Origin of the sequence: Pseudomonas sp. FG1, assembly GCF_034313875.1 — a bacterium.
GTDB classification, from domain to species: Bacteria; Pseudomonadota; Gammaproteobacteria; order Pseudomonadales; family Pseudomonadaceae; genus Aquipseudomonas; species Aquipseudomonas veronii.
On record NZ_JAVIWP010000001.1, the window covers coordinates 5,633,952 to 5,660,919 of the forward strand.

General features: G+C 61.9%; 28 protein-coding genes. 11 read left to right on the top strand and 17 right to left on the bottom strand.

From position 1 onward, the window contains the following. Positions 1-4: 4 nt before the first annotated feature. From RGV59_RS25675 to RGV59_RS25755, 17 genes are all read right to left on the bottom strand, one after another. Positions 5-523 (bottom strand): general secretion pathway protein GspN, encoded by a 519-nt coding sequence (locus RGV59_RS25675; protein WP_046382760.1) that lies wholly within the window; start codon positions 521-523, stop codon positions 5-7. Further along, positions 520-1,119 (bottom strand): type II secretion system protein GspM, encoded by a 600-nt coding sequence (gene gspM, locus RGV59_RS25680; RefSeq protein ID WP_017847564.1) that lies wholly within the window; start codon positions 1,117-1,119, stop codon positions 520-522. Before gspM ends, RGV59_RS25675 begins: the two co-directional genes overlap by 4 nt. Beyond that, positions 1,094-2,092, bottom strand: coding sequence for a type II secretion system protein GspL (locus RGV59_RS25685; RefSeq protein ID WP_126586311.1), 999 nt, complete (start codon positions 2,090-2,092; stop codon positions 1,094-1,096). Before RGV59_RS25685 ends, gspM begins: the two co-directional genes overlap by 26 nt. After that, on the bottom strand, positions 2,089-2,790 hold the full coding sequence (locus tag RGV59_RS25690; protein ID WP_126586313.1) for a general secretion pathway protein GspK: 702 nt from the start codon (positions 2,788-2,790) through the stop codon (positions 2,089-2,091). Before RGV59_RS25690 ends, RGV59_RS25685 begins: the two co-directional genes overlap by 4 nt. Continuing rightward, positions 2,787-3,395, bottom strand: coding sequence for a prepilin-type N-terminal cleavage/methylation domain-containing protein (locus tag RGV59_RS25695; protein ID WP_046486562.1), 609 nt, complete (start codon positions 3,393-3,395; stop codon positions 2,787-2,789). Before RGV59_RS25695 ends, RGV59_RS25690 begins: the two co-directional genes overlap by 4 nt. Then, entirely contained in the window at positions 3,392-3,724 is a 333-nt protein-coding gene (locus tag RGV59_RS25700; RefSeq protein WP_046486565.1) for a type II secretion system protein, read from the bottom strand. Before RGV59_RS25700 ends, RGV59_RS25695 begins: the two co-directional genes overlap by 4 nt. Next, positions 3,721-4,146, bottom strand: a complete 426-nt coding sequence (locus tag RGV59_RS25705) for a type II secretion system protein (RefSeq protein ID WP_126586315.1) — start codon at positions 4,144-4,146, stop codon at positions 3,721-3,723. The genes RGV59_RS25700 and RGV59_RS25705 overlap by 4 nt, the downstream gene beginning before the upstream one ends. A gap of 7 nt (positions 4,147-4,153) precedes the next feature. Then, positions 4,154-4,564 carry a type II secretion system major pseudopilin GspG gene (gene gspG / locus RGV59_RS25710; RefSeq protein WP_156422917.1) on the bottom strand — a complete coding sequence of 137 codons (411 nt, stop codon included), beginning with the start codon at positions 4,562-4,564 and terminating at the stop codon, positions 4,154-4,156. Positions 4,565-4,584: 20 nt separating this feature from the next. Further along, a complete protein-coding gene (gspF, locus tag RGV59_RS25715) occupies positions 4,585-5,787 on the bottom strand; it encodes a type II secretion system inner membrane protein GspF (protein ID WP_104902794.1) in 1,203 nt (400 codons plus the stop codon). Continuing rightward, positions 5,784-7,493, bottom strand: coding sequence for a type II secretion system ATPase GspE (gspE, locus tag RGV59_RS25720; RefSeq protein WP_126586317.1), 1,710 nt, complete (start codon positions 7,491-7,493; stop codon positions 5,784-5,786). Before gspE ends, gspF begins: the two co-directional genes overlap by 4 nt. Before the next feature lie 387 nt (positions 7,494-7,880). Continuing rightward, on the bottom strand, positions 7,881-10,271 hold the full coding sequence (locus tag RGV59_RS25725; RefSeq protein WP_126586319.1) for a TonB-dependent receptor: 2,391 nt from the start codon (positions 10,269-10,271) through the stop codon (positions 7,881-7,883). Between the two features lie 177 nt (positions 10,272-10,448). After that, a complete protein-coding gene (locus tag RGV59_RS25730) occupies positions 10,449-10,736 on the bottom strand; it encodes a cyd operon YbgE family protein (RefSeq protein WP_017847574.1) in 288 nt (95 codons plus the stop codon). After that, positions 10,733-10,855 (bottom strand): cytochrome bd-I oxidase subunit CydX, encoded by a 123-nt coding sequence (gene cydX, locus RGV59_RS25735; RefSeq protein ID WP_017847575.1) that lies wholly within the window; start codon positions 10,853-10,855, stop codon positions 10,733-10,735. The genes RGV59_RS25730 and cydX overlap by 4 nt, the downstream gene beginning before the upstream one ends. 22 nt (positions 10,856-10,877) lie before the next feature. Further along, positions 10,878-12,014 carry a cytochrome d ubiquinol oxidase subunit II gene (gene cydB, locus RGV59_RS25740; protein ID WP_017847576.1) on the bottom strand — a complete coding sequence of 379 codons (1,137 nt, stop codon included), beginning with the start codon at positions 12,012-12,014 and terminating at the stop codon, positions 10,878-10,880. Then, a complete protein-coding gene (locus RGV59_RS25745; protein WP_104902791.1) occupies positions 12,007-13,578 on the bottom strand; it encodes a cytochrome ubiquinol oxidase subunit I in 1,572 nt (523 codons plus the stop codon). Before RGV59_RS25745 ends, cydB begins: the two co-directional genes overlap by 8 nt. Further along, positions 13,575-13,751: a cytochrome oxidase putative small subunit CydP gene (cydP, locus tag RGV59_RS25750; protein WP_017847578.1), complete on the bottom strand. Its 177-nt coding sequence runs from the start codon at positions 13,749-13,751 to the stop codon at positions 13,575-13,577. Before cydP ends, RGV59_RS25745 begins: the two co-directional genes overlap by 4 nt. Before the next feature lie 159 nt (positions 13,752-13,910). Then, positions 13,911-15,248: a sigma-54 interaction domain-containing protein gene (locus tag RGV59_RS25755; RefSeq protein WP_046486586.1), complete on the bottom strand. Its 1,338-nt coding sequence runs from the start codon at positions 15,246-15,248 to the stop codon at positions 13,911-13,913. 241 nt (positions 15,249-15,489) lie between these two features. On the opposite strand from RGV59_RS25755, the gene RGV59_RS25760 reads away from it, so the two are divergent. The 11 genes from RGV59_RS25760 to RGV59_RS25810 all read left to right on the top strand — a co-directional run bounded on the left by RGV59_RS25760 (position 15,490) and on the right by RGV59_RS25810 (position 26,961). Further along, entirely contained in the window at positions 15,490-16,368 is an 879-nt protein-coding gene (locus RGV59_RS25760) for an MBL fold metallo-hydrolase (protein ID WP_017847580.1), read from the top strand. 53 nt (positions 16,369-16,421) lie between these two features. Beyond that, complete coding sequence (locus RGV59_RS25765) at positions 16,422-18,092, top strand: bifunctional protein tyrosine phosphatase family protein/NAD(P)/FAD-dependent oxidoreductase (protein WP_017847581.1); 1,671 nt, start codon at positions 16,422-16,424, stop codon at positions 18,090-18,092. A gap of 28 nt (positions 18,093-18,120) precedes the next feature. Continuing rightward, on the top strand, positions 18,121-18,927 hold the full coding sequence (locus RGV59_RS25770) for a sulfite exporter TauE/SafE family protein (RefSeq protein WP_017847582.1): 807 nt from the start codon (positions 18,121-18,123) through the stop codon (positions 18,925-18,927). Between the two features lie 396 nt (positions 18,928-19,323). Further along, positions 19,324-19,557 (top strand): hypothetical protein, encoded by a 234-nt coding sequence (locus RGV59_RS25775; protein ID WP_126586321.1) that lies wholly within the window; start codon positions 19,324-19,326, stop codon positions 19,555-19,557. Positions 19,558-19,908: 351 nt separating this feature from the next. After that, positions 19,909-21,465, top strand: coding sequence for a methyl-accepting chemotaxis protein (locus RGV59_RS25780; protein WP_104902790.1), 1,557 nt, complete (start codon positions 19,909-19,911; stop codon positions 21,463-21,465). Positions 21,466-21,720: 255 nt separating this feature from the next. Beyond that, positions 21,721-22,752 carry a phosphate ABC transporter substrate-binding protein PstS gene (gene pstS / locus RGV59_RS25785; protein ID WP_126586323.1) on the top strand — a complete coding sequence of 344 codons (1,032 nt, stop codon included), beginning with the start codon at positions 21,721-21,723 and terminating at the stop codon, positions 22,750-22,752. Between the two features lie 74 nt (positions 22,753-22,826). Beyond that, positions 22,827-23,792, top strand: a complete 966-nt coding sequence (pstC, locus tag RGV59_RS25790) for a phosphate ABC transporter permease subunit PstC (protein ID WP_026140104.1) — start codon at positions 22,827-22,829, stop codon at positions 23,790-23,792. Continuing rightward, positions 23,792-24,685, top strand: coding sequence for a phosphate ABC transporter permease PstA (pstA, locus tag RGV59_RS25795; RefSeq protein ID WP_026140105.1), 894 nt, complete (start codon positions 23,792-23,794; stop codon positions 24,683-24,685). The genes pstC and pstA overlap by 1 nt, the downstream gene beginning before the upstream one ends. Before the next feature lie 76 nt (positions 24,686-24,761). Then, positions 24,762-25,523: a phosphate ABC transporter ATP-binding protein PstB gene (gene pstB / locus RGV59_RS25800; protein WP_017847588.1), complete on the top strand. Its 762-nt coding sequence runs from the start codon at positions 24,762-24,764 to the stop codon at positions 25,521-25,523. A 104-nt stretch (positions 25,524-25,627) separates the two neighbouring features. Then, positions 25,628-26,329: a hypothetical protein gene (locus RGV59_RS25805; RefSeq protein ID WP_017847589.1), complete on the top strand. Its 702-nt coding sequence runs from the start codon at positions 25,628-25,630 to the stop codon at positions 26,327-26,329. Next, on the top strand, positions 26,326-26,961 hold the full coding sequence (locus RGV59_RS25810; protein ID WP_063837682.1) for a hypothetical protein: 636 nt from the start codon (positions 26,326-26,328) through the stop codon (positions 26,959-26,961). The genes RGV59_RS25805 and RGV59_RS25810 overlap by 4 nt, the downstream gene beginning before the upstream one ends. Positions 26,962-26,968: the final 7 nt, after the last annotated feature.

The window sequence follows — 26,968 nt, forward strand, 5'->3', positions numbered from 1 at the left end:
TCGATCAAGGGAAGGGCTCGCGAGGCAGGGAAATCGGTGGCCGGGTCGACGGCGGCGGCAAACGCTTGGCGTACAGGTTCAAGGTTTGCGTGCGGCCGTCCAGGGTGAAACGGGCGGATTGCGGCGTGAGGTGGTCCAGGCGCCAGCCGTTGGGCAGCACCTGGCCCAGGCGTACCGTCAGCGGGCGGCCGTCGGCCTGCTTGAGCATCGCCATTTGCAGATTGCCGGTGATCAGGATGCCGCTCAGGGTCAGGTTGGCCAAGCTGCTGGCCTGGGTGTTGCCGACGGCGCGATCGGGGCTGCGATCCGCGCTGAACAGCGGGGTTTGCCAGGTGCCGGCGAGGCTGTCCAACGTCACGCTGGGGGCGACTTGCACCCGCGCAGAGGAATGCCCGCGCACCGCCGGTTCGGGCAGCCACTGCGGCTCGTCGCCGATGCTGCTCAGGATGAACGCCATCAACAGGCCCAATGCCCCGACCAGGCCGAGCAAGCCCCATTCCAAGGGGCGCAAGACACCGATCATCGGGCCACCTGCGGTTGCAGGTAACCGCGCACCAGCACCTGCACCACCAACTGCCCCGCCCCGCCGCTGGCCGGCGCCTGTTTGCCACGGCGGATGCGCAGCTCATCGACGAACAGAAACGGCGGCTGGTATTCCAGCTCATGCAGGATCGCGGTCAGCGGTTCGATGGCGCAATCGAGGGTCAGGCTGACCTGCACCTGTCGATACGGTTCGCCGTCGTCCTGCTCCGGGGTGATGGGTTTGCGCTGGGTCAGGCTGCAGCCGCCGCCGAGGTTGGCGTGGCGGCTGATCAGATCGGCGAGGCGTTGCATGAGGTCGGCGGCGACCCCATCCGGGTCATCCCCCGGCAGCAGGCTGGTTTGGCTGGCCGGGTCCTGGCGAGCCTGCTCCAGTTGCTCGCGCAGCGCATCGCCCTGGCGCAACACGCCGGCATAGCGTTGCTGCTGTTCGCGCAGTTGTTCGGCCTGTTCGCCCATGGCACGCAAGGGCCCGGCGAACCAGCTGTCGATCAACAGCCAGTACGCCGCGCCGAGCACCACGGCCAGGATCAGCAACGCCGTGCCACGGCGTTCACGGGGTGTGAGGGGTCGGCGCATCGGCGGCCTCCGGGCGAAGGTGGGCACGCAAGGCAAACTGATCCTTGCCGCTGCGCGCATCGGGTTGAATCACGCCTTCGAACTGCGCATTGTCCAGGCGGTGACAGCCTTTGATCCGGGTGATCAGGGCGCTGGCCTTGGCGCTTTGGCCGGAGAAGGCAATCTCGCTGCCCTTGATGTCCAACTGGTCGAGCCAGGTGTCGGCGGGCAGGCATCGGGTGAGGTCGTCGAGCAGCGCCACCAGCGGCGGCTGGGCCACCTTGCGCCGGGTCAGGTACTGCACCGCGCCACGGGTGGCGAGCAGTTGCTGACGCAGCGCATGCACCTCGGCGACCTGGGCCTTTTGCTGCTGGACGCTGTCGTACATGGTGTCGAGCACGCGCTGGCGGTCGTTGAGCCACAGCAACATCGCCGCGATCAGCAACGCGCCGCACAGCCACGGCAAGCTGCGTTGCAAACCCTTGCCCGGCGGACGCGGACGCGGGCGCAAAGGCGCGGGCAGCAAGTCGATGCCCAGGTCGCCGACATCCACGCGATGCGGCTGCAGGCCGAGGGCGGCGCAGTCGCTGAGGATCTGATCGAGGCGCTCGCGCAGGATCGCCACCAGCATCACCTGCAGTTGGGTCGGCGTGCGCCGTTCCTGGCGTGCGACGAAGTACAGCCGGTCGGCCTCGAACGGCGTGTAGCGATCCAGTTCATAGCCGACCACGGCGCTAAGGTTGCGCGCAGCGGCTACGGGCAAGTGGATGGTTTGCAGCAGCACGGCGTCGGCCGCGAGCACCAACACATGCCGCGCGTTGCCCGGCGCCGACGCGACCGGCTCGCTCAACGGCCAGTGCCAGCGCTGCTCGGGCGGCTCGTGCAACGCCAGCCACGCCGGCACACACGCGCGCAGCTCCGCGAGCCACAGGCGCCAACCTTGTTGCAGCAGGCTGCCACGCCAATAACGGGCGATGGGTTCCAGTCGATTCATTCTTGCCAACGCAACACCCGGTAGGGTTGTGCGCCGTCCTCCGTTGGGCTCAATAAAACCGTGACTTGCAGGCGTGCTTCATAGCCGCCGGGGCGTTGTGCGCGGCTGTCGACCACCAGCACCTCGCCAGGGTCGGCGCCCTGTGCGCTCTGCTGCGGCAGGTTGAGGGCCTGGCGCATCAGCGCGCTGGCGAACGCCGGAGCGGGCCGATCCAGGTCGCTCCACAAGGTGAGCTCGGGCAGCAATTGGCGGTACAGCGCCTGGCTCATGCCGGGCAATTGGCGTACTTCTTCGAGCACGCGAAACGGCGCCAGCCCCTGCTTGCGCCGTGCGTCCAAGGCCTTGGCCACTTGCGCGGCCTGGGCCGGGCTGGCGCCGCAGGCCAGGGCCAGGCGCGTGAGGTCGTGCGCCTCGGCGTTGACCAGGTACAGCTTGCCGCGCTCGCTGCGCAGGCTGACGTGCAACTGCGCGTCATCGAAGGTCAGGAGCCTTTCACGGCCGTCGGCGATCCAGTGCCGATCGGCCATCGCCAGGGCGACGCCGGCTTGCGCTGCGAGCACCGTCTGGGTGTGCTGGCGATGCCACAGCGCCTGGCGACTTTCCAGCTGCACCCAACCGGCCAAGCCGCCCAGCAACACGCTGAGCAAGGCCAGCACCCACAGCACCAGCAGCAGCGCCGCCCCGCGTTGCCGCCTCATTCGCCCGACGCTCCGCTGGCCAGGTTCAAGCGCAAGGCAATCACCTGAGTGACCCACGGCACCGGCCCGTCGACATGCGCGGCGATCCGCACCGCAGCGGGCAAGCGCCGGGGCCACGGCCACTGGTCGATCCATCCGGTGGGTTGGCCCAGGGGCGATACGCCGCGATAACTGAACCGCAGCGCCGCAAGGTTCGTCAGCAGCACTTGCGGCGCATCGCGGGAAGCATCGGCCTGCCTTTCCAACCGCGAGAACCCCACCTGCAGATCCTCGGCGACCCGTTGCAGGGTGAAGCGCTGAATCCCGCCGCCGAGCACACCGGGCAGGGTCGCGACAAACTGCAGACGCTCGGGCTCCCCTAAGAAAAACCCAGCGCTCTGGCGGTCATCTTCGCTGGCATCCAGCGGCAACGCCTCACTGATCGCGGTGCGCAGGAACTGCTGGGCGGCGCGCATTTCGTCCAGGCTCACGGTGTACTGTTGGGCCTTGGCCACCGCGCGATTGGCGCCGAGCAACGCACCGCTGAGCAGCACCAGCAGCACCGCGAGCAAGCTCAGCACCACGAGGATTTCCAGCAGGGTGAAGCCCTGCTCGCGGCGCCTCACTGGCGCACCTTCAGGGTGCTGAACCGGGCCTGGCGCGCCCCCTCGCTGACGATCAGGTCGAGACGATACAGATGGGCTTGCTGACGCACGCAGGTCAGTTGCCAGTGGATGCCGTCCAGCGCGCCCTGGCTGACACCTTCGACCAGGCGCCCCGCCGCTTCCTGGTCCAGCACACTCAGGGCGGCATGGCTCAGGCGGTCGCTGTGAGCCGCTTGCGCCAACGAGCGCGCGCTCTGGCCGAAGGCGACCAACAGCACCGTGCTGCACACCGCCATCAGCGTCAGGGCGGCGAGCATTTCCAGTAACGTGAAACCGGCCTGGCGCTTCATGGCAGCGCCTTGGACTGCACGCTGCCGGTCAGCCAGCCAATGTCGATGCGCCAACGCCGGCTGCCGTTGGCCAGCAGCAGATGGCCGCCGGTGGAACTGCCGTCGGGATAGAACTCCACGGCGGCGCCGACCTGTTCGGCGGTATGCACGGTGACCTGCAGCTGCGGCGGCCAGGCGTGCGGGGCGCGGCCCGGGGCCTGGAAGGTCAGGCGCTGCAGATCGAATGCGGTCCTGGCCACACGCGCGTCGACAATCGCCGCGGCCCGCGTGGCGCGCAGGGCGTCGACCATCTGCCCGACCACGCGGCGCTCGTTCGCCGCCTGCACGGCCTGGCGCACACCGAGCCCCAACAAGCCGACAGCGAGGCTGATCAACAGGATGACCACCAGCATCTCCAGCAAGGTAAAGCCGCGTTGGGGCATCGGCGGGTTATTCCCAGTTGCCCAGGTCGGCGCTGTAGCCGTCGCCGCCCGGTTGGCCGTCCTGGCCGTAGAAGATCAGGTCGAAGGCGCCGTGTTCGCCCGGGAAGCGATAGCCGAATGCATGGCCGAACGGGTCTTTCAGCTCCGACAGCTTGGCATACGGCCCGGCCCAACTGCTGGCGTTGCCGGGCTTGTCCACCAATTGCTGCAGGCTGTTGGGCGGTGAGCCGACATCGAGGGCGTAGCTGTCGATTTTCATGCTCAGGCTGGCCAGTTGCGCCTTGCCCGCGCCGTACTTGCCCTTGTCCACATTGCCACCGACCTGGCGCACCACGATGGTCGCGACAATGCCCAGCAGCACGATCACCGCGAGCATTTCCAGCAGGGTGAAACCGCTTTGACGGCGTTGAGTTCTCATCGATCGGGTTCCTTGAAGGTTCATATATGGCTGGTCAGGCTCATCAGCGGCAGCATGATCGCCAGCATGATCACGGCCACCAGCAGCGCCATGACCACGGTGAGGGACGGCACCAGCGCGGCGAGCAGGCGCTCGATGCCACGCCTGGCTTCGATGTCGAAGATGTCGGCGACCTTGAGCAGCATGCTGTCCAGCTCACCGGCCTGTTCGCCGACGTCAATCATTTGCAGGGCCAGCTCGGGCAGCAGCGGTTGCGCACCGAACGCACTGGCCAGGGTGCCGCCGCCTTTCACCGACTCGGCGGCCTCGGCCACTTGGGCCTGCAACGCGCGGTTGGTGCAGACCTGTCGGGCGATGACCAACGCAGGCAGCAAGGCCACGCCGTTGCTCAGCAAGGTGCCCAGGGTGCGTGTCAGGCGCGCCGCTTCGACCCGCTGCAACAGCGGGCCGAGCACGCGCAGGCCGAGCAGGCGGCGGTCGTAGCGTTCGCGGCGCCGGGGGTCGCGCAGGCGTGCCGCCAGGGTGCCCAGCGCGACGCTCGACCCGGCCAACAGCAGCAGGCCGTAGGCGCCGAGGAATTGGCCGAGGGCCAGAATCACTTCGGTGATCAACGGAATCGGCACGTCCAGGTCCTGGAAGATCGGCACGAACTGCGGCACCACATACGCCAGCAGCAACGCCAGGGAGCCGAGCACGCCGACCACCAGGAACGCCGGATAGATCAGCGCATTGATCACCTCGCCGCGCAGCCGCTGGCTGCGTTCGAGGTAGTCGCTGAGTTGGCGCAGGGTGCTTTCCAGCGCGCCGCCGGCTTCACCGGCACGCACCATGCTCAGGTACAGCGGGGAAAAGGTGCTGCCCTCTTCTTCCAGCGCGGCGGATAACGGTCTACCCGCCTTGACGTGGTCACGGATACGCTCGATCAGTACACGCACTTGAGGCTGGCCGGGCTGCTTGAGCAGCAAGCCCAGGGAACGTTCCAGCGGCTGACCGGCGCCAAGCAACGTCGCCAACTGCTGGGTGAAACTCACCAACGTCGCGCCCGTCAACGGCCCGCGCCGCAAGGCATGGCGCAGGCCCTGGCGGCCAGCGGCGTCGATCTGCAACAGCAGCCAGCCGCGCTTGTGCAGGATCGCGATGGCGGCGCTCTGATCCTTGGCTTGCAGCGTGCCGCGCTGGGTCACGCCCTGGCTGTCGAGGGCACGGAAGGTGAACAGACTCACGCGCCCTCACCACGGGTGACGCGCAGCACTTCTTCCAGCGAGGTGACGCCCGCCACTGCCTGACGCAGGCCTTCTTCATGCAAGGTGCGCAGGCCCGCACGTCGGGCGGCCTGCTCCAGCGTCGCGGCATCGGCGTGGCGCATCAGCAGGCCGCGCAGTTCGTCATTCATCACCAGCAATTCAGTGATCGCGCTGCGGCCGTGGTAGCCGCCTTCGGCGCCGGGGCGGTAGAGCAAGATCGGGCGCTCATCGGTGAAACGTTGCAGGCCATGTTCCTCGATCAACTCCGGCGGCGCTTCGAAGGCCACGCGGGTCGCCGGGTCCAGGCGCCGTACCAGGCGCTGCGCGAGGATGCCGCTGACGGTCGAGGCGATCAGGTAACTTTCCACGCCCATGTCCAGCAGGCGTGTGATGCTCGCGGCGGCGCTGTTGGTGTGCAGGGTGGAAAGCACGAGATGGCCGGTGAGCGACGACTGGATCGCGATGCGGCAGGTTTCCAGGTCGCGGATCTCGCCGATCATGATCACGTCCGGGTCCTGGCGCACGATGGAGCGCAGCGCGCCAGCGAAGTCCAGGCCGATGGCCGGCTTGACCTGGATCTGGTTGATGCCTTCGAGCTGGTATTCCACCGGATCTTCGACGGTGATGATCTTGCGCTCGGCGCTGTTGAGCCGCGCCAGCGCGGTGTAGAGCGTGGTGGTCTTGCCGGAGCCGGTGGGCCCGGTGACCAGCAGGATGCCATGGGGCCGTTCGAGCACATCGAGGAAGGCGGCCAGGCGCTCGCCGTCGAAGCCCAGGCTGGGGAAGTCGAACTGCACGGTTTGCCGGTCGAGCAGGCGCATGACCACCGACTCGCCGAAGCTGGTCGGCACCGTGGACACCCGCAAGTCCAGCGCCTTGCCCTGGATGCGCAGCATGATCCGCCCGTCCTGGGGCAAGCGCCGCTCGGCGATGTCCAGGCGCGCCATGATCTTCACCCGCGAGATCACCGCCGCCGACGAACTGGCCGGCGGCGCTTCGGCGTCGTGCAGCACGCCGTCGATGCGGTAGCGCACCTTGAGTTGGTTTTCGAAGGGTTCGATATGGATGTCCGACGCACGCTGCTCCACCGCCCGCTGCAGGATCAGGTTGACCAGGCGGATCACCGGCGCTTCGGAAGCCATGTCCTTGAGGTGTTCGATATCTTCCAGCGCGCCGCCCTGCTCATCGAGGTTCTCGATCAGGGTACCCATGGCGGAACGGCCCTGGCCGTAATAGCGCTCGATCAGCGTCTCGACTTCAGTGCGCGGGCCAATGGCCAGCCACACCGGCACATCACAGGCGTAGGCCAGGGCCTGGAAGGGATAATGCTGCGTCGGGTTGGCCGCGAGCACGCGCAGCCCGCCGTGGGCCCAGCCCATGGGCACCACTTGGTAATGGCGCATGAAGCGCTCGGTGAGCGTGGGCAACGGGTCGAGCAACGGCGGCGCGGCATCGGCGAGCAACAGCGGCGCGCCGAGCAACTCGGCCCAGGCGCGCGCCAGTTCGACTTCGGACACCAGCCCCAGGCGCGTGAGCAGGCCGAGCAGGTCGCTGCCGTCCAGGGACAAGCGTCGGGCGCGCTCCAGGTCGACGGTTTTCAGCCCGGCGTGCTGCATCAGCCACGCGCACACGCGGTCGGTGTGCGGTATCTGCGTATGGCAGGCATCGATGGGCATTGACGACATAGTGGGGTGTCTAGTTGCGAGAAAGTATGGCTATTTGGAACTACTGGATATAAAAATAAAATGCCATTAGTTCGCCACGCCGCAGTCGGAGTTAACTGGGTTAATCGACTGGAAGTTCCAGCGCTAGTTCCTGAAGCGGGGAAACAAACTGAAAAGAATAGCCTGCGACCGCCTTTAAACAGCCGCGAAAGCCTTGATTTAAAGCCCCCAAGCCGACACCCAAGGATTCAGCTAATTGCAATTAGCCACTTCGCTAATCAGAGCCTGACGCCGAAGTTTTTCCTCGACGCGCATCAAGCTCAAACTTTCAAACAACCTTGTTATTGATCTTCATTGCCGCTTAGCGCTGGGTTTGCCGCGTGGTAGCAAACACAGACGATCTGCCCGTCAGAAGTCGACCGTCGCCGACAACAGGTAAGTCCGCGGCGTCGACAAGGTCAGCCCCGGTTCGCTGTCGTCCGACGCGCCCGCCGAGCTCCAGTAGCGTTTATCGGCGACGTTTTCCACATTCGCGCGCAGGGTGATGTGTTTGTCATCGACCTTGAACGCATACCGCGCGCCCACGTCGATGCGGTTCCAGGCGTCGATTTCCTTGGCGTTGGCCTGGTCCAGGTATTGCGAGCTGGAGTAGATGCCGCGCGTGGTCAGGGTCAGGCCTTCGAGGCGCGGCACGTCCCATTCCGCGCCGAGGTTGACGTTGTACTTGGGCGTGGCCGGGGCGCGGTTGCCGTCGAACGTACCGTTGGTGGTGTGGGTCAATTCGCTGTCGATGTACATCACGCCACCCAGCAGGCGCAGGCCCTTGAGCGGTTCGCCGAACAGGCTGAGTTCCACGCCGTCGTTCTGGCGCTTGCCGTTGGGGCCGAACACCCGCGAGGTCGCGTTGGTTTCATAGGCCGGCTGCTTGATGCGGAACACCGCGGCGGTCACGGCGAACGCTCCGGCGTCGTATTTGGCGCCGACTTCCACCTGGCGGCTGATGAACGGCGGGAAGATTTCATCTTCGTTGACCGAGGTGGAAGGCGCGACCTTGCCCTGGCTCAGGCCTTCCAGGTAGTTGGCGTACAGCGACAGCGCGTCGGTGGCCTTGAACAGGATGCCGCCGGACGGCGAGATTTTTTCTTCGTCGTAGGCGGTGTCGCCTTTGACGTTGTTGGTCCAGTCCTCCACCTTCACCCGCTGCCAGCGTGCGCCGAGGGTCAGCAGCAGGCGATCGTCGAAAAAGCCCAGGGTGTCGGACAACGCCACGCCGCTGAATTTATTCTCGGTGTATACCTGCGCATCCTGGCGGATGGCGGTGGACGGCGTCGGTGTTTGCACCGGGTTGTAAAGATTGCTCGGCGCCGCCGCATAGCGTGCGCCGCCGTTGGTGAAGTCCATGTAGAAGTAGCTGGCCGCCAGGTTGACCTCGTGGCTCACCGGCCCGGTATGGAACCCGCTGCGCACGCCTGCCGTGGCGGTACGCACATTTTCATCGCGGCTGAAGTCGCGCGGCTGCACGCTGAAATCCCCTGCACTGTTGCTGACGGAAACGGCGTGACGCAGGAAGTCGTGGTTGCTTTTGCGCGCGCCGACACCGCCGTAGAGCATCAGGTTATCGCTGAGGTCGAACTCGGCATTGAGCGTGCCGAACGTGTCGTTGGTGCTGGCCTTGCTCCACGATTGCGCGTAGTTGCGGCGTACATCGTTGGCGCTTGGCACCGGGGCCGCGGCGGCCACCTGCACGCGCTCCTGCGGGGCGTTGGTGTCGCGCTCGGTGTGGCCGATATCGCTGGAAAGGCGCAGGCGCTCACCGCGAAAATCCAGGCCCAGTACTGCCATCTCGCGATCGACACTCTGATGGTCCCACTCGGTGTCGCCGGCCTGTTTCACGCCGTTGAAGCGCAGGCCGAACTTGTTGTCCTCGCCGAAACGCCGGCCCACGTCCACCGCGCCGCCAGCCTGGCTATCGGAGGCCCAGGTACCGGTGAACGAGGTGATGTCCTTGTCGGTGGCGCGTTTGGGCACCACGTTGATCCCGCCGCCCACACTGCCGCGCGGCGAGATGCCGTTGATCAATTGACTGGGGCCTTTGACGATGTCGACGCGGTCGGCCATTTCCATGTCGATGGTGTAGGTCGGCAACACGCCGTACAGGCCGTTGTAGGCCACGTCACTGTTGAACAGGCTGAACCCGCGAATGGTGAACTGTTCATAGCGCCCACCCGCCGGGTTGGTGGCGCGCACCGACGGGTCGCTGGCGATCAGGTCGCCGAGGGTCCGCGCCTGCTGGTTCTTCACCGCCGCCTGGGTGTAGGTGGTCATGCTGAAGGGCGTGTCCATGAAGTCCCGCGAGCCCAGCAGGCCCTGCGAACCGCGTCGCGCCACTTGCCCACCGGCGTAGATATCGCCGTCGGCTTCGCTGCGGGTCCCGAGGATGGCGGTCGGCGCCAGTTGCAGGCTGCTGCCCTGCGGCACCGGCACCAGCATGTAGGCCTGCTCCCCCATCGGCTGCAGTTGCAGGCCGGAACCTTGCAGCAGGCGGGCAAAACCTTCTTCCACCGCGTACTCGCCGGATAAACCACTGCTACCGCGGCCACTGACCAGCGCCGGGTCCACCGCCAGGTTGACCCCCGACAACCCGGCGAAACGGGTCAACGCGGCACCCAGGCTACCGGCCGGCACTTGGTAGCTGCGGCGGGTGGCGGTATCTTCGGCATAGCTGATCGGGGTAAACAGTGGGCTGGCGCTGAGGCTCAGCATCAGGCTCAGTTTGAGCAAGGGGCGGACGGCGGGCATGGGCGGAAGCTCTCGATTTTGTTCACTTACCTGGAATGACAGGCGAGGTGAAAAAAAGGGACAGGCTTCCGCGCTTTTTTCTAGCAAATAACCACTAAGGCTCAATCAACCGACAGGTTGACTCGACGATCCCGGCGCCGCGCAGAGCCGCCACGGTGGCGTCGGGATCGTCCGTTCTCAGTGTAGGAACTTCAACCAGCCAGCCAGTGCCAGCGCGGCAAAGCAGGTCCAGCCCGAGAACAACCAGCGCCACACGCGCGCACGCGGCACGAACCCCACGCCCCGCACAAAGGCCACACTCATCGCCGCGAACAAGGCCATTGCCAGCCCATGATCAGCTTTGCCGTCCGGGGTGGCCATCAGGGGCGGATAGAGCGTACACACCAGCATGATCGCGATCGCGATAAGCAAGCTCAGCGGGTGAATGCGTGAGGGCGCCGGAGCCTCGGCGACACGCGGCATCATGGCCGCGGCTCCTCACGGTCGCTCAGGGCACGCCCCGCTTCGTTCTCGCCCCACATCGCATTCAATATGGCCAGCAACAAGGCGAAACCGACTCCCAGCATCCAGGCGAAATACCACATAGTCTTTGCTCCTCTGATGGCGTTAGTAGGCCGAATGTTCGTTGGCTTTGATCTGTGCCACGGTGACCTTGCCGCGCATGACGCGATAGGCCCACGAGGTGTAGATCACGATCAGTGGCATGAAGATCAACGTGGCCCAGAACATGATCGCCAGGCTCAGATGACTGGCCACGCTGTCCCACACGGTCAGGCTTGCCGCCGGTACGGTCGACGACGGCATGACGAACGGGAACATCGACACACCAGCGGTGCTGATCACCCCGACCACTGCCAGCGACGAGGCGACAAACGCAGCCAGCGTACGGCGCATCAGCATCAACAATGCGGCACCGGCGGCGCCCGCCAGGCCCAGCGCAGGCAGCAGCCACAGCGCTGGATAATGACCATAGTTGGCCATCCAGGCGCCGGCTTCGCGTACCACGGTCTTGTTGAGAATGTCCGGCAGCCCGGCGATGTCCACCACCGAGGTAATGCGATAGCCGTCGATCGACTGCAACCACACCCCGGCAATGACGAATGTGCACATCAGCACCAGCGCCGCGCCAACCCCGCCCTTGATGGCGCGAGCCTGGATCACGCCTTCAGTGCGGTGCGCCAGGTAGGTACCGCCTTGCAGGGTGATCATTGCACTGCTCACCACACCGGTCAGCAGGGCGAAGGGGTTCAGCAATTGCCAGAAACTCCCGGTGTATGTCGATACCAGCAAGTTACTGAAGTGGAACGGTACGCCTTGCAGCAGGTTGCCGAACGCGATGCCGAACACCAGCGGTGGTACGGCGCCGCCGATGAACAGGCCCCAGTCCCAGGTGCTGCGCCATTTGGCATTGTGAATCTTGCTGCGATAGTCAAACCCCACCGGGCGGAAGAACAGCGCCCACAGGACCAGAATCATCGCCCAATAGAACCCGCTGAACGCGGTGGCGTACACCACCGGCCACGCGGCGAACAACGCCCCGCCCGCGGTGATGAACCACACCTGGTTGCCGTCCCAGTGCGGCCCCACGGTGTTGATCGCGACGCGGCGTTCCACGTCCGAGCGGCCGACGAAGGGCAGCAAGGTGCCGACGCCCATGTCGTGGCCGTCCATGATGGCGAAGCCGATCAGCAGTACGCCGACCAGTGCCCACCAGATAAGTTTCAGGGTGACGTAATCAAACATGGTGGAGTTCCTTCATGTTGGCATCGTGGGCATAACGGCCGGTTCCGAGGCTACCCGGCCCCTGGCGGGCGAACTTGACCATCAGGAACATTTCAACCACCAGCAGCACGGTGTAGAAACCGACGAATCCTGCCAGCGAGCCATAGATGTTATTGACGCTAAGGGTGGAAACACTCATGTGAGTGGGCAGCACGCCGTAGATGGTCCAGGGTTGACGGCCATATTCAGCGACGAACCAGCCCAACTCACAGGCCAGCCAAGGCGCAGGCAGCATGCACAGGGCCCAACGCAGCAGCCAGCGGCGGCGTGTGCAGGCCGACTGCAAGGTGCTCCAGAAAGCCAGACCGAACAGCAGCAGCATGGCGAAGCCCATCGCGACCATGACCCGGAACGACCAGAACATCGGGGTCACGTGCGGTACGGTATCGTTCACCGCCTTGTCGATGATCTCCGGCGTGGCCTGGTTGACGTCTTCAACGTACTTTTTCAGCAGCAGGCCAAAGCCGAGGTCCGCTTTGTACTCTTCGAAGGTATCGAACGCCGCCTTATCGGTGCGATCGGCCCGCAGGGCTTCAAGCGCATTGACGGCGGTAATGCCACGCAGGATGCGCGCGCGGTTTTTCGCTTTGATGTCATGAATGCCTGGGATCTGCTTGCTGACCGAGCGCGTGCCGATCAGGCCCATCACCCAGGGCACATCGACTTCCCAGTTATTCTTGGACTCGGCTTCGTTGATGCTGGCCAGCAAGGTCAGGCCCGCCGGCGCGGGTTTGGTTTCCCACATGGCTTCCATGGCCGCCAGCTTGGTTTGCTGCGCCTCACCCACGGTGTAACCCGATTCATCCCCCAGCACGATCACGCTCAGCACCGACGCCAGGCCGAACGCCGCCGCCACCCGGAAGCTGCGTTTGGCAAACTCGACATCACGACGCTTGAGCAGGTACCAGCTGGAAATCGACAGCACGAACATCGAACCGGTGACATAACCGGCCGACACCGTGTGTACAAACTTGGCCTGGGCGACCGGGTTGAACACCACCGCCCAGAAATCGACCATCTCCATGCGCATGGTGATGTAGCTGAATTCCGATCCCACCGGGTTCTGCATCCAGCCATTGGCGATCAGAATCCACAGCGCCGACAGGTTGGTACCGATGGCCATCAGCAACGTGACCAGCAAGTGGTGCTCTTTCTTCAGGCGATCCCAGCCAAAGAAGAACAGACCGATCATGGTCGATTCGAGGAAGAACGCCATTAAGCCTTCGATGGCCAGCGGCGCACCGAAGATGTCGCCCACGTAGTGGGAGTAGTACGCCCAGTTGGTACCGAACTGGAATTCCATGGTGATACCGGTTGTCACACCCAGGGCGAAGTTAATGCCGAATAACTTGCCCCAGAAGCGCGTCATGTCCTTCCAGATGACATTCCCGGTCATCACATAGACGCTTTCCATGATGACGAGCAGCCAGACCATGCCAACCGTCAGCGGTACGAATAGAAAGTGGTAAAGCGCAGTAGCTGCGAACTGCAGCCGTGACAAATCCACCAGTTGTTCTGAGATCACTTGCTTGCCCCTTGAGTCGAGGTGGGTACACCGAAACGGTTGCCGACGATGTTCGGGTCGACACTGACGTGCGAATCCCGGATGAACAGCCACCACAGCACGCTCAGCAGCACGAGCTTGATCAGCACCGCGGTGAGTAGATGGCGTAGTAGGCGTTTGTCGGAAATAGTCATGTCTATGCAGTAAGCACAGGGCATGCCAAAGCCAGATCTTCTATTTTTATCGTTATAAAACAATTAGTTATTGGTTTTTTAGCGGTAGCCCTGGCGCACCGCTGCTGGTCAATACGCTGCCAGTCTGGCAGCTTGGCAGTCACTGGCAGTCGTAGAGGGCTAGGCCAGGCCTTGTTCCTTCAGGCGCCGGTACAAGGTCCGGTCGCTGATCCCCAGGTGCTTGGCCAGTTCACTGCGGGTGCCTTTGAATGTGGCCAGGGCCTGCGCCAGTGTGCTGCCGTCGAACGGCGTCGAAGCCGCAGGCGCAGGCGCAGCCTGAGGTGGCGGCGCCACGGTGGCCTGGGGTAAATGGATGGCGCGGATGACCCCATCGTCAGCGAACAGGCTCGCCCTTTCCAGGACGTTGCGTAACTCACGCACATTGCCTGGCCATGAGTACTGCTGCAGGGCTGCCAGGGCTTCGGCATCGATGGTCAGTCGACGTTTGCCGGCACCACGCCGTTGCAGGAATGAATTCACCAGCAAGGCGATGTCTTCTACCCGGTTGCGCAAGGGCGGCAAATGAATGGGGAAGGCGCTGATGCGGTAGTACAGGTCCTGCCTGAACTCGCCTTTTTCCATCATTTTTTCCAGCGGCTTGTGGGTGGCGGCAATCAACCTGAAATTGGCGTGGAAGGTCTCGACACTGCCGACCCGGCGATAGGTGCCCGATTCGATCAGGCGCAACAGTTTGACCTGCATGGCCAACGGCACATCGCCAATCTCATCCAGGAACAATGTGCCGCCCTGGGCGGTTTCGACCAAGCCGGGCTTGCGGCTGATGGCACCGGTGAAGGCGCCTTTTTCATGGCCGAACAGCTCGCTCTCAAAGAGTGTTTCGGTCAAGCCCGAGCAATCCACCACGACAAACGGCCCGCTGGCCCGTTCGCTGGTTTCATGGACGGCGCGCGCGAACAGCTCCTTGCCGGTACCCGACTCGCCCAGGAGCAGCACCGGCAGCATGGACGGCGCCACCCGCTGCAGTTCCGACAGGGCAAGGTTGAAGGCCGGTGAACAGCCGACCAGCCCTTCGTTGCTCGGCCGCGCCGAGGCGCTGCGCACCAGCGTCAGGCGCTCAACATAAGCGGTGATCGCCCCATTTTCGTCGAGGATCGGCCGTAATTCGACATCGACATGCTCAGGCCCCCGAGGCGTGTGGTGGATGTGCAAGACACGATCCGGCCCGCGCTTTTCCTGGGCCTTCTTCATCGGGCAATTCTCACCCGCCTGGTCACAAGGGACGTCGTAATGGTGTGAGATCTGATAACACTTATGGCCGATAAAGGGTTTGTCAGCGCTGCCGAACTGGCGCTGATAGGCCGTGTTGGCTGCCAGGATGTTGTAGTCCGGATCGAGCACGATCATCGGATTGGGTTCGTGTTCCAGAAACGAAACAAGCGACTGTACTTGATCCGGGTGTGGGACGGCGTTGGCTAGGGTAGGCAGAAAAGTCTTCATCATGGCTCCTGGAATCCATTTTTCCATCCTGTTGTGGCACTGCCACCTCTGTCAAGGCACTGCCAATGGCAGAAGAATCCCCCAGATACAGGCCTGAATACCCCTATACAGAAACACAAAGCCCAATAAAATCAATTGGATATTAGGCTATTTCGGCAAAACCATGGCCTGGCAAACTTATTGCTATGTCAGTCCTTAGTCTAAGCGGCTCGAAAAAAAGCCCCCCCTAAGGAGACAGTTCATGCGCGTCAAACTTCACGTCGAAGGCTTCTTCGACTCTGCTACCAACACCGTCAGCTATCTGGTACTGGACGAGACCACCCTCCACTGCGCGATCATCGACAGCGTATTGGATTACGACCCTAAATCCGGCCACACCGCCACCACGTCCGCCGACCGCCTGATCGCGCGGGTGAGCGAGCTGAATGCGCAGGTCGAGTGGATTCTCGAGACCCACGTCCACGCCGACCACCTGACCGCCGCGCCCTACCTGAAAGAAAAGCTCGGCGGGAAGATCGGCATCGGCAGCCAGATTTCGACGGTACAAAAGGTCTTCGGTACGCTGTTCAATGCCGGTAGCGATATGCCGCGCGATGGCAGTCAGTTCGATCACCTGTTCGTCAACGACGAGTCGTTCAGCATTGGCACGCTGCATTGCACCGCACTGCATACACCCGGCCATACGCCGGCCTGCATGACTTATGTCGTCAGCGATGGCAGCGAAACGGCGGCCTTCGTCGGCGACACGCTGTTCATGCCCGACTACGGCACCGCCCGCTGTGACTTCCCCGGCGGCAATGCGCGCACGCTGTTCCAGTCAATCAACAAAGTGTTGAGCCTGCCGGCGGATACATTGCTGTATATGTGCCACGACTACCAGCCGGGTGGCCGCGAGGTGCAATTCGTCAGCACCGTTGCCGAACAGCGCGAGCAGAACGTGCATGTGCGTAATGGCATCAGTGAGGAGGAGTTCGTGGCGATGCGTACCAAGCGGGATGCCTCGATGGACATGCCGACCCTGATCCTGCCCTCGGTCCAGGTCAACATGCGAGCCGGGCATTTGCCCGAGCCTGAATCGAACGGGATTCGCTACCTGAAAATTCCACTCAACGTCGCCTGACATTCCCCCACCCTAAAAAAATCATAAGAAAAATACCCATAACGGAGACACTTATGGATATCCGCCGCCTTGCGCCTGCTTTATCAGTATCAGAACAGATTTTCCCCAGCCAATTGGCCGAACTGAAAGCCGCCGGCTTTCGTGCCGTCATCTGCAACCGCCCCGATGGCGAAGGCAGTGACCAACCGTTGTTTGCCGAAATCAAACGCGCCGCCGACGCGGTCGGCATCGAAGCGCACTACCTTCCCGCCGAGTCGGGCAAAGTCACCGACGAGCAGGGAATTGCCTTCGGCGAGTTGCTGGAAACGCTGCCCAAACCGGTGTTGGCTTATTGCCGGTCCGGGATGCGCTCGACAACGATGTGGGCGCTGTCGCAAGCAGGTCAGCACGACCTGCCGCACATCGTCGAAAGCGCCAAAAAAGCCGGCTTCGATATGAAAGGCGTGATCCGGCGGATCGCGAACCAGGGCCGCACGCCGGTCGAAGTGGCCGAAGCACAACATACCGTGGTCATCATCGGCGCCGGCGCGGCGGGTATCGCCACCGCCTCCAGCCTGCTGGCCCGCGCGCCGGGGCTCGACATTGCGATCGTCGATCCGGCCGATGTGCATTACTACCAACCCGGCTGGACGCTGGTCGGCGGGGGGGTGTTCGATGCGCGCCAAACGGCGCACACCATGGGCACCACCCTGCCCCGCGGCGTGCATTGGATCAAGGCGGCGGTGGCGGCTTTCGAACCTGAGCGAAACGCAGTGATTCTGGATGGCTGCCGGGTCGTCAAATACGAGCAACTGATTGTGTGCCCCGGCCTGAAGCTCGATTGGCATGCCATCGAGGGGTTGTCGGAGACCCTCGGCCGCAACGGCGTGACCTCCAATTACCTGTATCACCTGGCGCCTTATACCTGGGAAAAGGTCCAGCAACTGCGGGGTGGCCGGGCGATTTTCACGCAGCCGCCGATGCCGATCAAATGCGCTGGGGCGCCGCAAAAAGCCATGTACTTATCGGCCGACCACTGGAAACGCAGCGGTGTGCTGGATGCCGTCGAGATCGAGTTCTACAGCGCCGGCGCGGTGCTGTTCGGGGTTCCCGACTATGTGCCCGCGCTGATGGAATACGTCACCGCTTACGGCATCGACCTGAATTTCGGCAACACCCTCACCCGCGTCGATGGCCCGGCGCGGACGGCCACGTTCAGCGGCGTGAACCCGGATGGCAGCCCCCGCGTGCTGACCCGTGAGTTTGATTTGCTGCATGTGGTGCCACCGCAGGTCGCGCCGGACTTCATTCGGGTCAGCCCGTTGGCTGACGCGGCCGGCTGGATCGATGTCGACCCCGCCACGCTGCGTCACAAAACCTTTGCCAATATCCATGCGCTGGGCGACGCGGCCAACACGAGCAACGCCAAGACTGCGGCCGCTGCGCGCAAGCAGGCGCCGGTGGTGGCGCATAACGTGCTGGCGGCCATGGGCAAGGCCAACGGTTGCGCACAGTACGACGGTTACGGCTCCTGCCCGCTGACGGTGGAGCGCGGCAAGATCGTCCTGGCGGAGTTCACCTACGGCGGCAAGGTCGCCCCCAGCTTCCCGTCATGGCTGATCGACGGCACCCGCCCTTCCCGGCTGGCGTGGCTGCTCAAAGAGCGGATTCTTCCGCCGCTGTATTGGAAGGGTATGCTCAAGGGCCGCGAATGGCTGGCGAAACCCGAGTTGACCGACCAATGAAATCAGCGCTGAACGCAAGGAGACTGAGATGATCATCGTCTTACTGCTCGGGCTGACAGTCGGCGTGATTCTGGCCCTGACCGGCGCCGGCGGCGGCATACTCGCGGTGCCGTTGCTGGTGTTTGGGGCGGGCTTGAGCATGGCCGAGGCCGGGCCCATCGGGTTGTTGGCGGTGGGCCTGGCCGCGACGCTGGGCGCGGTGATGGGCCTGAAAAACGGCACCGTCCGCTACAAAGCGGCGCTATTGATCGCCACCGCCGGGATCATCTGCTCGCCCCTGGGCCTGTGGTTGGCGCAGCGCACGCCGAATCGTCCGTTGACGATCCTGTTTGCCTGCGTGCTGATGTACGTGGCGTTCCGGGTATTCAAACGGTCGTTGCCGCCGTCCCCGGCGTCGAAGGCCGCCGTCGCGACCAAACCGCCGCCCTGCGTATTGGACGCCCAACGCGGCAAGCTGAACTGGACGGCGCCGTGCGCCTGGGCGCTCACGGTGTCGGGCGTGATCGCGGGCGGGCTTTCGGGCTTGCTCGGCGTGGGTGGCGGCTTTGTGATGGTGCCGGCGCTGCAGCGCTACACCAATTTGACCGCGCAGTCGGTGCTGGCGACGTCGCTGGCGGTGATTGCGCTGGTGTCGATGGCCGGCGTGGCCGCCAGCTCGGCGGCCGGGCATTTGCAGTGGGCCGTGGCCCTGCCGTTCTCCGTGGGCGCCTTGTTTGGAATGGCCGGCGGACGCCTGATCGCGGCGCGGCTGGCAGGCCCGCACTTGCAACGCGGATTTGCCGCCGTGTCGATGCTGGTGGCGGTGGCCCTGCTGGTCAAAGCGCTTGGATCGTGAGCGCGGATTCCCGACTTTCCAGGCGTGCCTGAAACACGCCTGTCAGGGTTCAACGTCACGCTTCGGTCGTGCCTGGCAGGCGTGGGCATTGGCGGGCCATCGTGGCAACCGTTGATCACCCGGGCCGCCAAGATACAAGTACCCGCGCGGCACGTTATTAGATAAAGGCCAAATAAATATCCAACTTATCGGCTGAATCGAATCACTGGCTTAATCCGAGAAAATACTATAAGTACGCGCGCAACATTATAAATCGCATGAATAGGCGCCCCAAAGGAATTGAACTTTACCGCCTCACCCGTTAGCCATTAGTCGAATACTGCCTTTCGCGGACAGCGTTTTATAGTGTGTAATAGAAAAACCATCCACTATTAAAATTGATTCCCGGTACTTTGAATGTTGCCCATCCTCTCTTCACCGAATACCCTTCCGATAAATGAGGAGCTGTTGCAATTACTCCAAGCGACGGCTAACGCCCAAACCGCCTGGATGACAACTGTCAATCATTTGGAAGCGGCCTGTGATGAGGTATGGCTGGCTCGCATGTGGGAAGTCGAACACCTTGAAAATCAATACAGGGCCTGCCAGGACCAGCTGTTTTCCTATCTGAAAAAAGCGATCAAGATCTAGACTTATCAGTACGGCCCTGCACTCTTTTCGGTCGTTCGCGCGCCGAAAACAGGCCCGCCAGAACTCGGGCCGGCTGAATATTCGACTAAAGTACAGCACCGCACTATGCGTGTCGAAAAAGCCACCTTAGTTGAATAGCCGACAACTCCGCCAACGCCCGACAGACGTGGAGCTGTATCCTTTCAGTTGCACCGCCAATCAATCTCCCTCGCATCCTGATATTTTTCATACATGGCCCGATTTGCCATCTGGATCAGCCTGACCGTCACACTAGTGCTAAAGCATTGGGAGGGATGGTCGACATTCAGGTGATAAAGGATCAATCAACCTGAGTTACTCACTGGAGTCCATATGTTCGGCTGGATCAGCAATATCCGAGTCAGTGCTAAATTAAGTTTGGGATTCGGCCTGGTACTGGGGCTTGCGTTGTTGCTGGCCGCGACCGGCTGGTACGCAGTGGTGACATTGACCGACCGCGGGCTCAAGGTTGAGGAAATTGCTCAGGTCAGCGATTACACCAAAGACTTGCGAATCATTCGCCTACGCATCGGTACGAGCACCCAACCGGATGCCTATCAACCGCTGCAGCAAACCCTGGATCGCCTCGCAGCCCACTTGGACAGTATCGGGGATACGTTCGTCGACCCACAGGATCAAAACCTGATTCAACAGCAGGAAAATGCAGTCAAAGGGTACGGGCAACTGCTGCATGAATTGGCCACCCCCAACATTGACCAGGCGCCCTTGTTTAAACGGATGGGCCAGTTGGGCGACGTGTTGCTCGACACCACACAAAAGCTGATTGAATCGCAAAACACCAAACGCGATACCGATGCCGCGTCCGCCAAGGCCTCGCTGAGCCTCGTCGCGACCCTGGCGCTGCTGCTGGGCGCGCTCGCCGCATGGGTGATCACACGGCAAATCGTCAATCCACTGCAACACACACTCCAGGCGGTGAACCGCATTGCCCGGGGCGATTTGACCGAGCATGTGACGGTGACCCGGCGCGATGAGCTGGGCCAACTGCAGTCGGGCCTTCAGCAGATGATGCTCAACCTTCATGAGCTGATCGATGGCATTCGATCCGGCGTCATTCAGGTTGCCAGCGCGGCCGAACAACTGTCGGCGGTGACCGAGCAAACGAATTCGGGGATCAGCACCCAGAAAGCCGAAACGGATCATGTCGCCACCGCAATGAACGAGATGACTGCCACCGTCCACAACGTCGCACGCAACGCCGAGGAAGCTTCCGTCGCTGCGTCGGCCGCCGATCAGCAAGCCAGCGAGGGCGAGCAGATCGTGGGTGAAGCCATCGAGCAGATCCAGCGCCTGGCGACAGAACTCAACCAGTCGGCAGACGCTGTGCGCTACCTCCAGGAACAGAGCGATAAAATCGGCGGTGTCCTGGATGTGATCAAAGCCGTCGCCCAGCAAACCAACCTGCTGGCGCTGAACGCCGCGATTGAAGCCGCCCGCGCCGGAGAGGCCGGCCGTGGTTTTGCGGTGGTGGCCGACGAAGTGCGCAATCTCGCCCTGCGCACCCAGCGCTCCACCGAAGAAATCGAGAGCCTGGTCGCCGGTGTGCAAAGCGGCACCCAAGCCGTGGCCTCGGGCATGGAAAGCAGCCTGCTGCTGAGCGAAAGCAGCGTGGAATGCACCCACCGTGCCGTCAGCGCGCTGGAGAACATCACCAGCAAGGTCTCGATCATTCAGGCCATGAATCAGCAGATTGCGACGGCGGCGGAAGAGCAAAGCGCCGTCACCGAGGAGATCAATCGCAGCGTGATCAACGTTCGCGACATCTCCGACCAGACGGCCAACACCTGCGAGGAAACCGCCGCGTCGAGTAACGAACTGGCGCGGCTGGGACATGAGCTGGAACGGCTGGTGGAGCGTTTCAAGGTCTAGGTGCGGCGGCCTGGGCTTTGCCAGAGGCCATCACTCCCCTTTCTGATCGTCTGTCAGGAGCGGGCAAGGCTCAGACTTTGCCCCCTCAGCCCCTCCCCCAAAAAGCAAAGGGCGAAACAAGGCTAGACCACCTAATGCACAACGGCCAGGCCCTAGCGCCTGGCGCGGTTGGCGCGACCCGCCATTCAACTTTCATAAAAGCTTAACGAAAGTGCTGCAAAGTTCGGGAGCCCGTTATCACAATGAGTTCCTTCGATGAAAAATTTGATGAAGTCTGCTGCACTCGCCGTTGCGGTTTCTCTTTGTGCAACTTCCATGGCTTTTGCTGAGGAAAGCGTTCGCCTGAGCGGCTCAGGCGCTAGTTTCCCGGCACCGATCTACCTGACCTGGTTCAAGGATTTCAGTAAGAAAACCGCAGGCGTCACTGTGGATTATCAATCCAAGGGCAGTGGCGCCGGTGTGCAGGACTTCCTGAACAAAACCGTCGATTTCGCCGCCAGTGACTCGGCAATGAAAGACGAAGATATCGCCAAGGTTGCCGAAGGCGTGCAGTTGCTGCCGATGACGGCAGGTGAAATCGTGTTGGCTTTTAACCTGCCGGGCAATCCTAAAGAACTTAAATTGCCACGCGACGTTTACTCCAACATCTTCTTGGGCAAGATCACCAAGTGGAACGACCCGAAAATCGTTGCTGCCAACCCGGGCCTGAAACTGCCTGATATGCCGATTACCGTTGTCGTGCGTGCAGACTCCAGTGGTACCACTGCGGTATTCACAAAGCATCTGGCGACGATCAACCCACAGTTCCAGAAAGATTTGGGTGAAGGCAACACTGTCAACTGGCCTGCCAGCGACAAATTCATCAAATCGCCGAAGAACGATGGTGTGACAGCGACCGTGCGCCAGACTCCGGGCGCTATCGGCTATATCGAATACGGTTTCGCCAAGCTGGCCAAGGTTGACTTTGCCCAACTGCAGAACAAGGCCGGCAAGTACGTTGTCCCTAACGCAGAAAGCGGTGCCGAGGCCCTCGCGGCAGTGAAAATGCCGGAAAGCCTGGTGGCCTGGCTGCCGGATCCGGACGGCGCCAAGTCCTACCCGATCACGTCCTACACCTGGATGATCTTCCGCAAGCACAACGAGAACCCGGCCAAGGCCAAGGCGATGCGCGAAATGGTCGAATACAGCCTGACCGAAGGGCAGAAAATCGCCGACTCGATGGGTTACATCCCGCTGCCGAAATCGGTTGTGGATGAGGTTCGCAAAGCATCCGCCAACATCCAGTAACGCACGTGAGGCCTCTCTCGGTATGCGCGCTCAGCCATACCGGGAGCGTTTCCCCCTTGTTCCGGAGTTAGCCAATGAGCACACCTTTTGTCGTACCGGTTAACCAGGATTCTGCCTGCCAGCCACCCTCTGCAAAGGATTTCCTGGTTGATCGCACCTTCCGTGCGCTCGCACGAATAGGGGTGATTCTGATTCTGGCGTTGGTCTTCGCCTTGGTATTCGAGGTGGGACGCAAGGCCCTTCCAGGCATGGAAAAGCACGGTTTTGATGTGCTTCTCGGCAGCGTCTGGGACGTTAACCAAGGCAAGTACGGCATTTTGCCGGCCATTTGGGGCACGCTCTACAGCGCCCTGATCGCGTTGCTGATCGCAGGCTTTTTCGGCGTCAGTATGGCGATTTTCCTGACCCAGGATTTCCTGCCGGCGAAGCTGGCAGCCGTGTTTCGAACCATCGTCGAATTACTCGCGGCCATCCCCAGCGTCGTTTATGGCCTGTGGGGGATTTACGTGGTGATCCCAACGATTCGCCCGCTTACGGCGTGGCTGAACAGCGAACTGGGCTGGATACCTTTTTTTGGCACGACCTTGAGCGGGCCGGGGCTGCTTCCTGCGGCGTTGGTACTGGCCATCATGATTCTGCCGACCATTGCGGCCGTGTCGCAGGACGCCCTCACCGGTGTCCCGATGAAAACCAAGCAAGCCGCCTACGGCATGGGGACGACCCATTGGGAAGCGATTCTGAAGGTGATGGTGCCATCCGCTGCCACCGGTATTTTCGGCTCCCTGGTCCTCGGCCTGGGTCGCGCGCTGGGGGAAACCATGGCGCTGGCCATGCTGGTGGGCAACGCGAACAACATCTCGCTTTCTCTGTTTGCCCCGGCCAATACGCTAGCGGCCTTGTTGGCGCTGAACTTCCCCGAAGCCGGGCCGAACGAAATCGAAGTATTGATGTACGCCGCACTGGTACTGATGTTTATCACGCTCCTGGTGAACATCATCGGTTCCATGATCATGGTCTATGCCCAACGTGGTACTAAATGATGACTGACATCACTTCCTCTACAGCCGCTTTACCAAGCCTGCAGCGCAAGTTTGAAGGCCGCGCCCTGCGCAGCCTGGTGTTGACCACACTGGTCTGGGGTGGTGCTCTACTGGCCAGCGTGCCGCTGATTTCCGTGCTCTACATGCTGATCACGCGCGGAGGGGCACGCCTGAGCCTGGAGGTATTCACCGAACTGCCGCCAACCGGTTTCGAGACCGGCGGTGGCTTCGGCAACGCGATGGCAGGCACCTTCGTCATGGTCGGTATCGCGGCGGCAATCGCAGTGCCGGTCGGCATCATGGCGGCCATTTTTCTGGCTGAACTGGGGCCAGACAGCAAGCTGGCAAACGCCGCGCGCTTTGCCGCCAAGATGCTTACGGGCCTGCCATCCATTCTGGCCGGGGTGTTTGCCTACGCGCTGGTGGTGATGACCACCGGTACCTATTCAGCACCGGCGGGTGGCGTGGCACTGGCGGTACTGATGTTGCCCATCGTCGTGCTGACGGCTGAAGAGTCGATGAGGATGGTGCCTAAAATCATGAAGGATGCGGCCTACGGCATGGGCTGTACCCGCTCGCAGGTCATCTGGAAAATCGTCTTGCCTACCGGCATGCCGGCAATCCTGACGGGCGTCATGCTCGCCGTGGCCCGCGCCGCGGGCGAAACCGCGCCGTTGTTGTTTACCGCGCTGTTCAGCAACTACTGGATTTTTCACGACGGCAGCCTGGCAGTCATGAATCCGACGGCATCGCTTGCCGTGCTGATTTACAACTTCTCCGGTATGCCCTTCGACAACCAACTCGAGCTCGCATGGGCAGCCTCGCTGGTGCTGGTGATGATCGTATTGGTCGTGAATATTGTCAGCCGCATTTTCGGCAAGCCCAAGTATTGAGAACGGGAGCATCTGAATTTTGAACGTATCAACTGCGCAAATAGCCGCTCCGTTTGTCACCCAGGCGCCTGTCGTCATGGACTGCAAGCTGGACAAAATTTTCTACGGCAACTTCATGGCGGTACGTGACAGCCATGTGCCGATCGAAAAAAACAAGATCACCGGTTTCATCGGCCCTTCTGGCTGCGGCAAAAGTACCGTGCTGCGTAGCCTCAATCGGATGAACGATCTGGTGAAAGGCTTTCGGTTTGAAGGGCACGTGCATTTCCTTGGGCAAGACGTCTATGGCAAGGGCGTTGACCCGGTGGTCGTGCGGCGTTACATCGGTATGGTTTTTCAGCAGCCGAACCCATTTTCGATGAGCATTTTCGACAACGTTGCGTTCGGCCTGCGCCTCAATCGCTACAAAGGCGACCTGGGAGACCGTGTAAAGCACGCCCTGCAAGGCGCGGCGCTGTGGGATGAGGTCAAGGACAAGCTCAAGGTCAGCGGCCTGTCACTCTCCGGCGGCCAGCAACAACGGCTTTGTATCGCTCGCGCCATCGCGACCGAACCTGAAGTGCTGTTGCTGGATGAGCCCTGTTCGGCACTCGACCCGATCGCGACGCGCCGGGTCGAGGAGTTGATGGTTGAGCTGAAGAAGGATTACACCATCGCCCTGGTCACCCACAATATGCAGCAAGCCATCCGTGTTGCGGACACGACGGCGTTTTTCTCGGTTGATATTTCCCAGGGCACGCGCACCGGTTATTTGGTTGAGATGGGCCCAACGGCGCAGATTTTCGATAACCCGCGCGAACAAATGACCGGGGATTACATCAGCGGCAAGTTCAGCTAAACAGCAAACGTCCAGTCAAGACCGCATACCGCTATAGTGCCAAAGGTGCTTTAGCGGGCATCCGGTCGTTTTACCTGCTTATCTACCGTTTCCCAGGATTGCCAATGCCTGCACCCCGTCGTCTTGATTTACCTGCAATCGAACGCGCGCTACGCGAGGTGCAGAGCCGCTTTTCCGAGCTCAGCAGGCACTTTACCGAGCCGCGCGACCCCTTGACTGACGAAGTGCTGCACAATGTACTTGAAGGTTATGCGTTGATTGACAGCTATGTCGCAAGCGGCGTAGACCTGTTCGACCTTCAGCAACTGAACCTGATGCTGGAGATCAACGCCACCGTGCTCTGTGGTCGGGACCCGGTACGCCGACGGGAATACGCTCAACATCTGGCGGCGACCGAGGAACACTTCTTCAACAACGTCGAGGGGGGGATAAAAGACTTGTTCAATTGGTACTGTGCGTATCGCAGCGAATCCGTCTGGAAACGTGCAGCCGGTGTCTACGTGCGAATCCTCAGCAAGCCGCAGTTGTTTATTGAAGGCAATAACCGCAGTGGGTCGCTCATCGTCAGCTATTTGCTCATGCGCGCAGGTTTGCCTCCATTCGTGCTGACGCTGAAAAACGCCGAGGGCTACTTCAACCCGTCATCGGTCATACGCAACTCCGCCAAGCATGGCGTCAAGGCGTTGTATGAATTGCCCAAGATCAAGAAAAAGTATGCAGCCTTCCTGGAAGATCAGGCATCTGATTCAATGAAATTTCTTCTCAACGACAAGGCCTCGCCCCTTTACCAGGAGGGTCATCGATGAGCCGGTATCCCACGCTCGCTAAATGCCGAGCTTCCGGCAGCCGGGTATGGCACGCCATGCGGCGCGCCGTCCCGATGCACGTATTCAGGCGTCAGCGCATACGCATTTCGTTCGATATCGATGACACCCTGGCCTGCCAACTCCACCACTGCGCAGTCGAGCCAAGCCGGCTGCCGGCCTGTGTGCATCGTTGGCTGGGTGAACCATTGCGTATCGGCACACGCTCCCTGACCCAAGAGTTACGTCGCCAGGGCTGCAGTATCTGGGTCTACACCTCGTCCGGTCGCACTCCGTCCTACATCAGGCGTTGGCTTTTGCTGTACGGCATCCGCGTCGACGGGGTGGTCAACAGCATGCTGCATAACCGTGCCCTGACGGTGCATGGCCTGTCGAACGCGCCCTCGAAATTTCCGCCGGCATTCGATATCGACTTACATGTCGACGATTCCGAAGGCGTGCGGACTGAAGGGCGTGATCACGGTTTTCGCGTTGTTGTCGTGCATCCGGAGGATGAGCGCTGGGCACAGAAAGTCCTCGATGCCGTGGCGGAAGTCCAAGCACAGCTCGCTTGGCAACAACCGTTCAGGAACAAGAAGCCAGCACAACAATGCTCGGAAATTGTGCCCTCGTGAGTTTTAG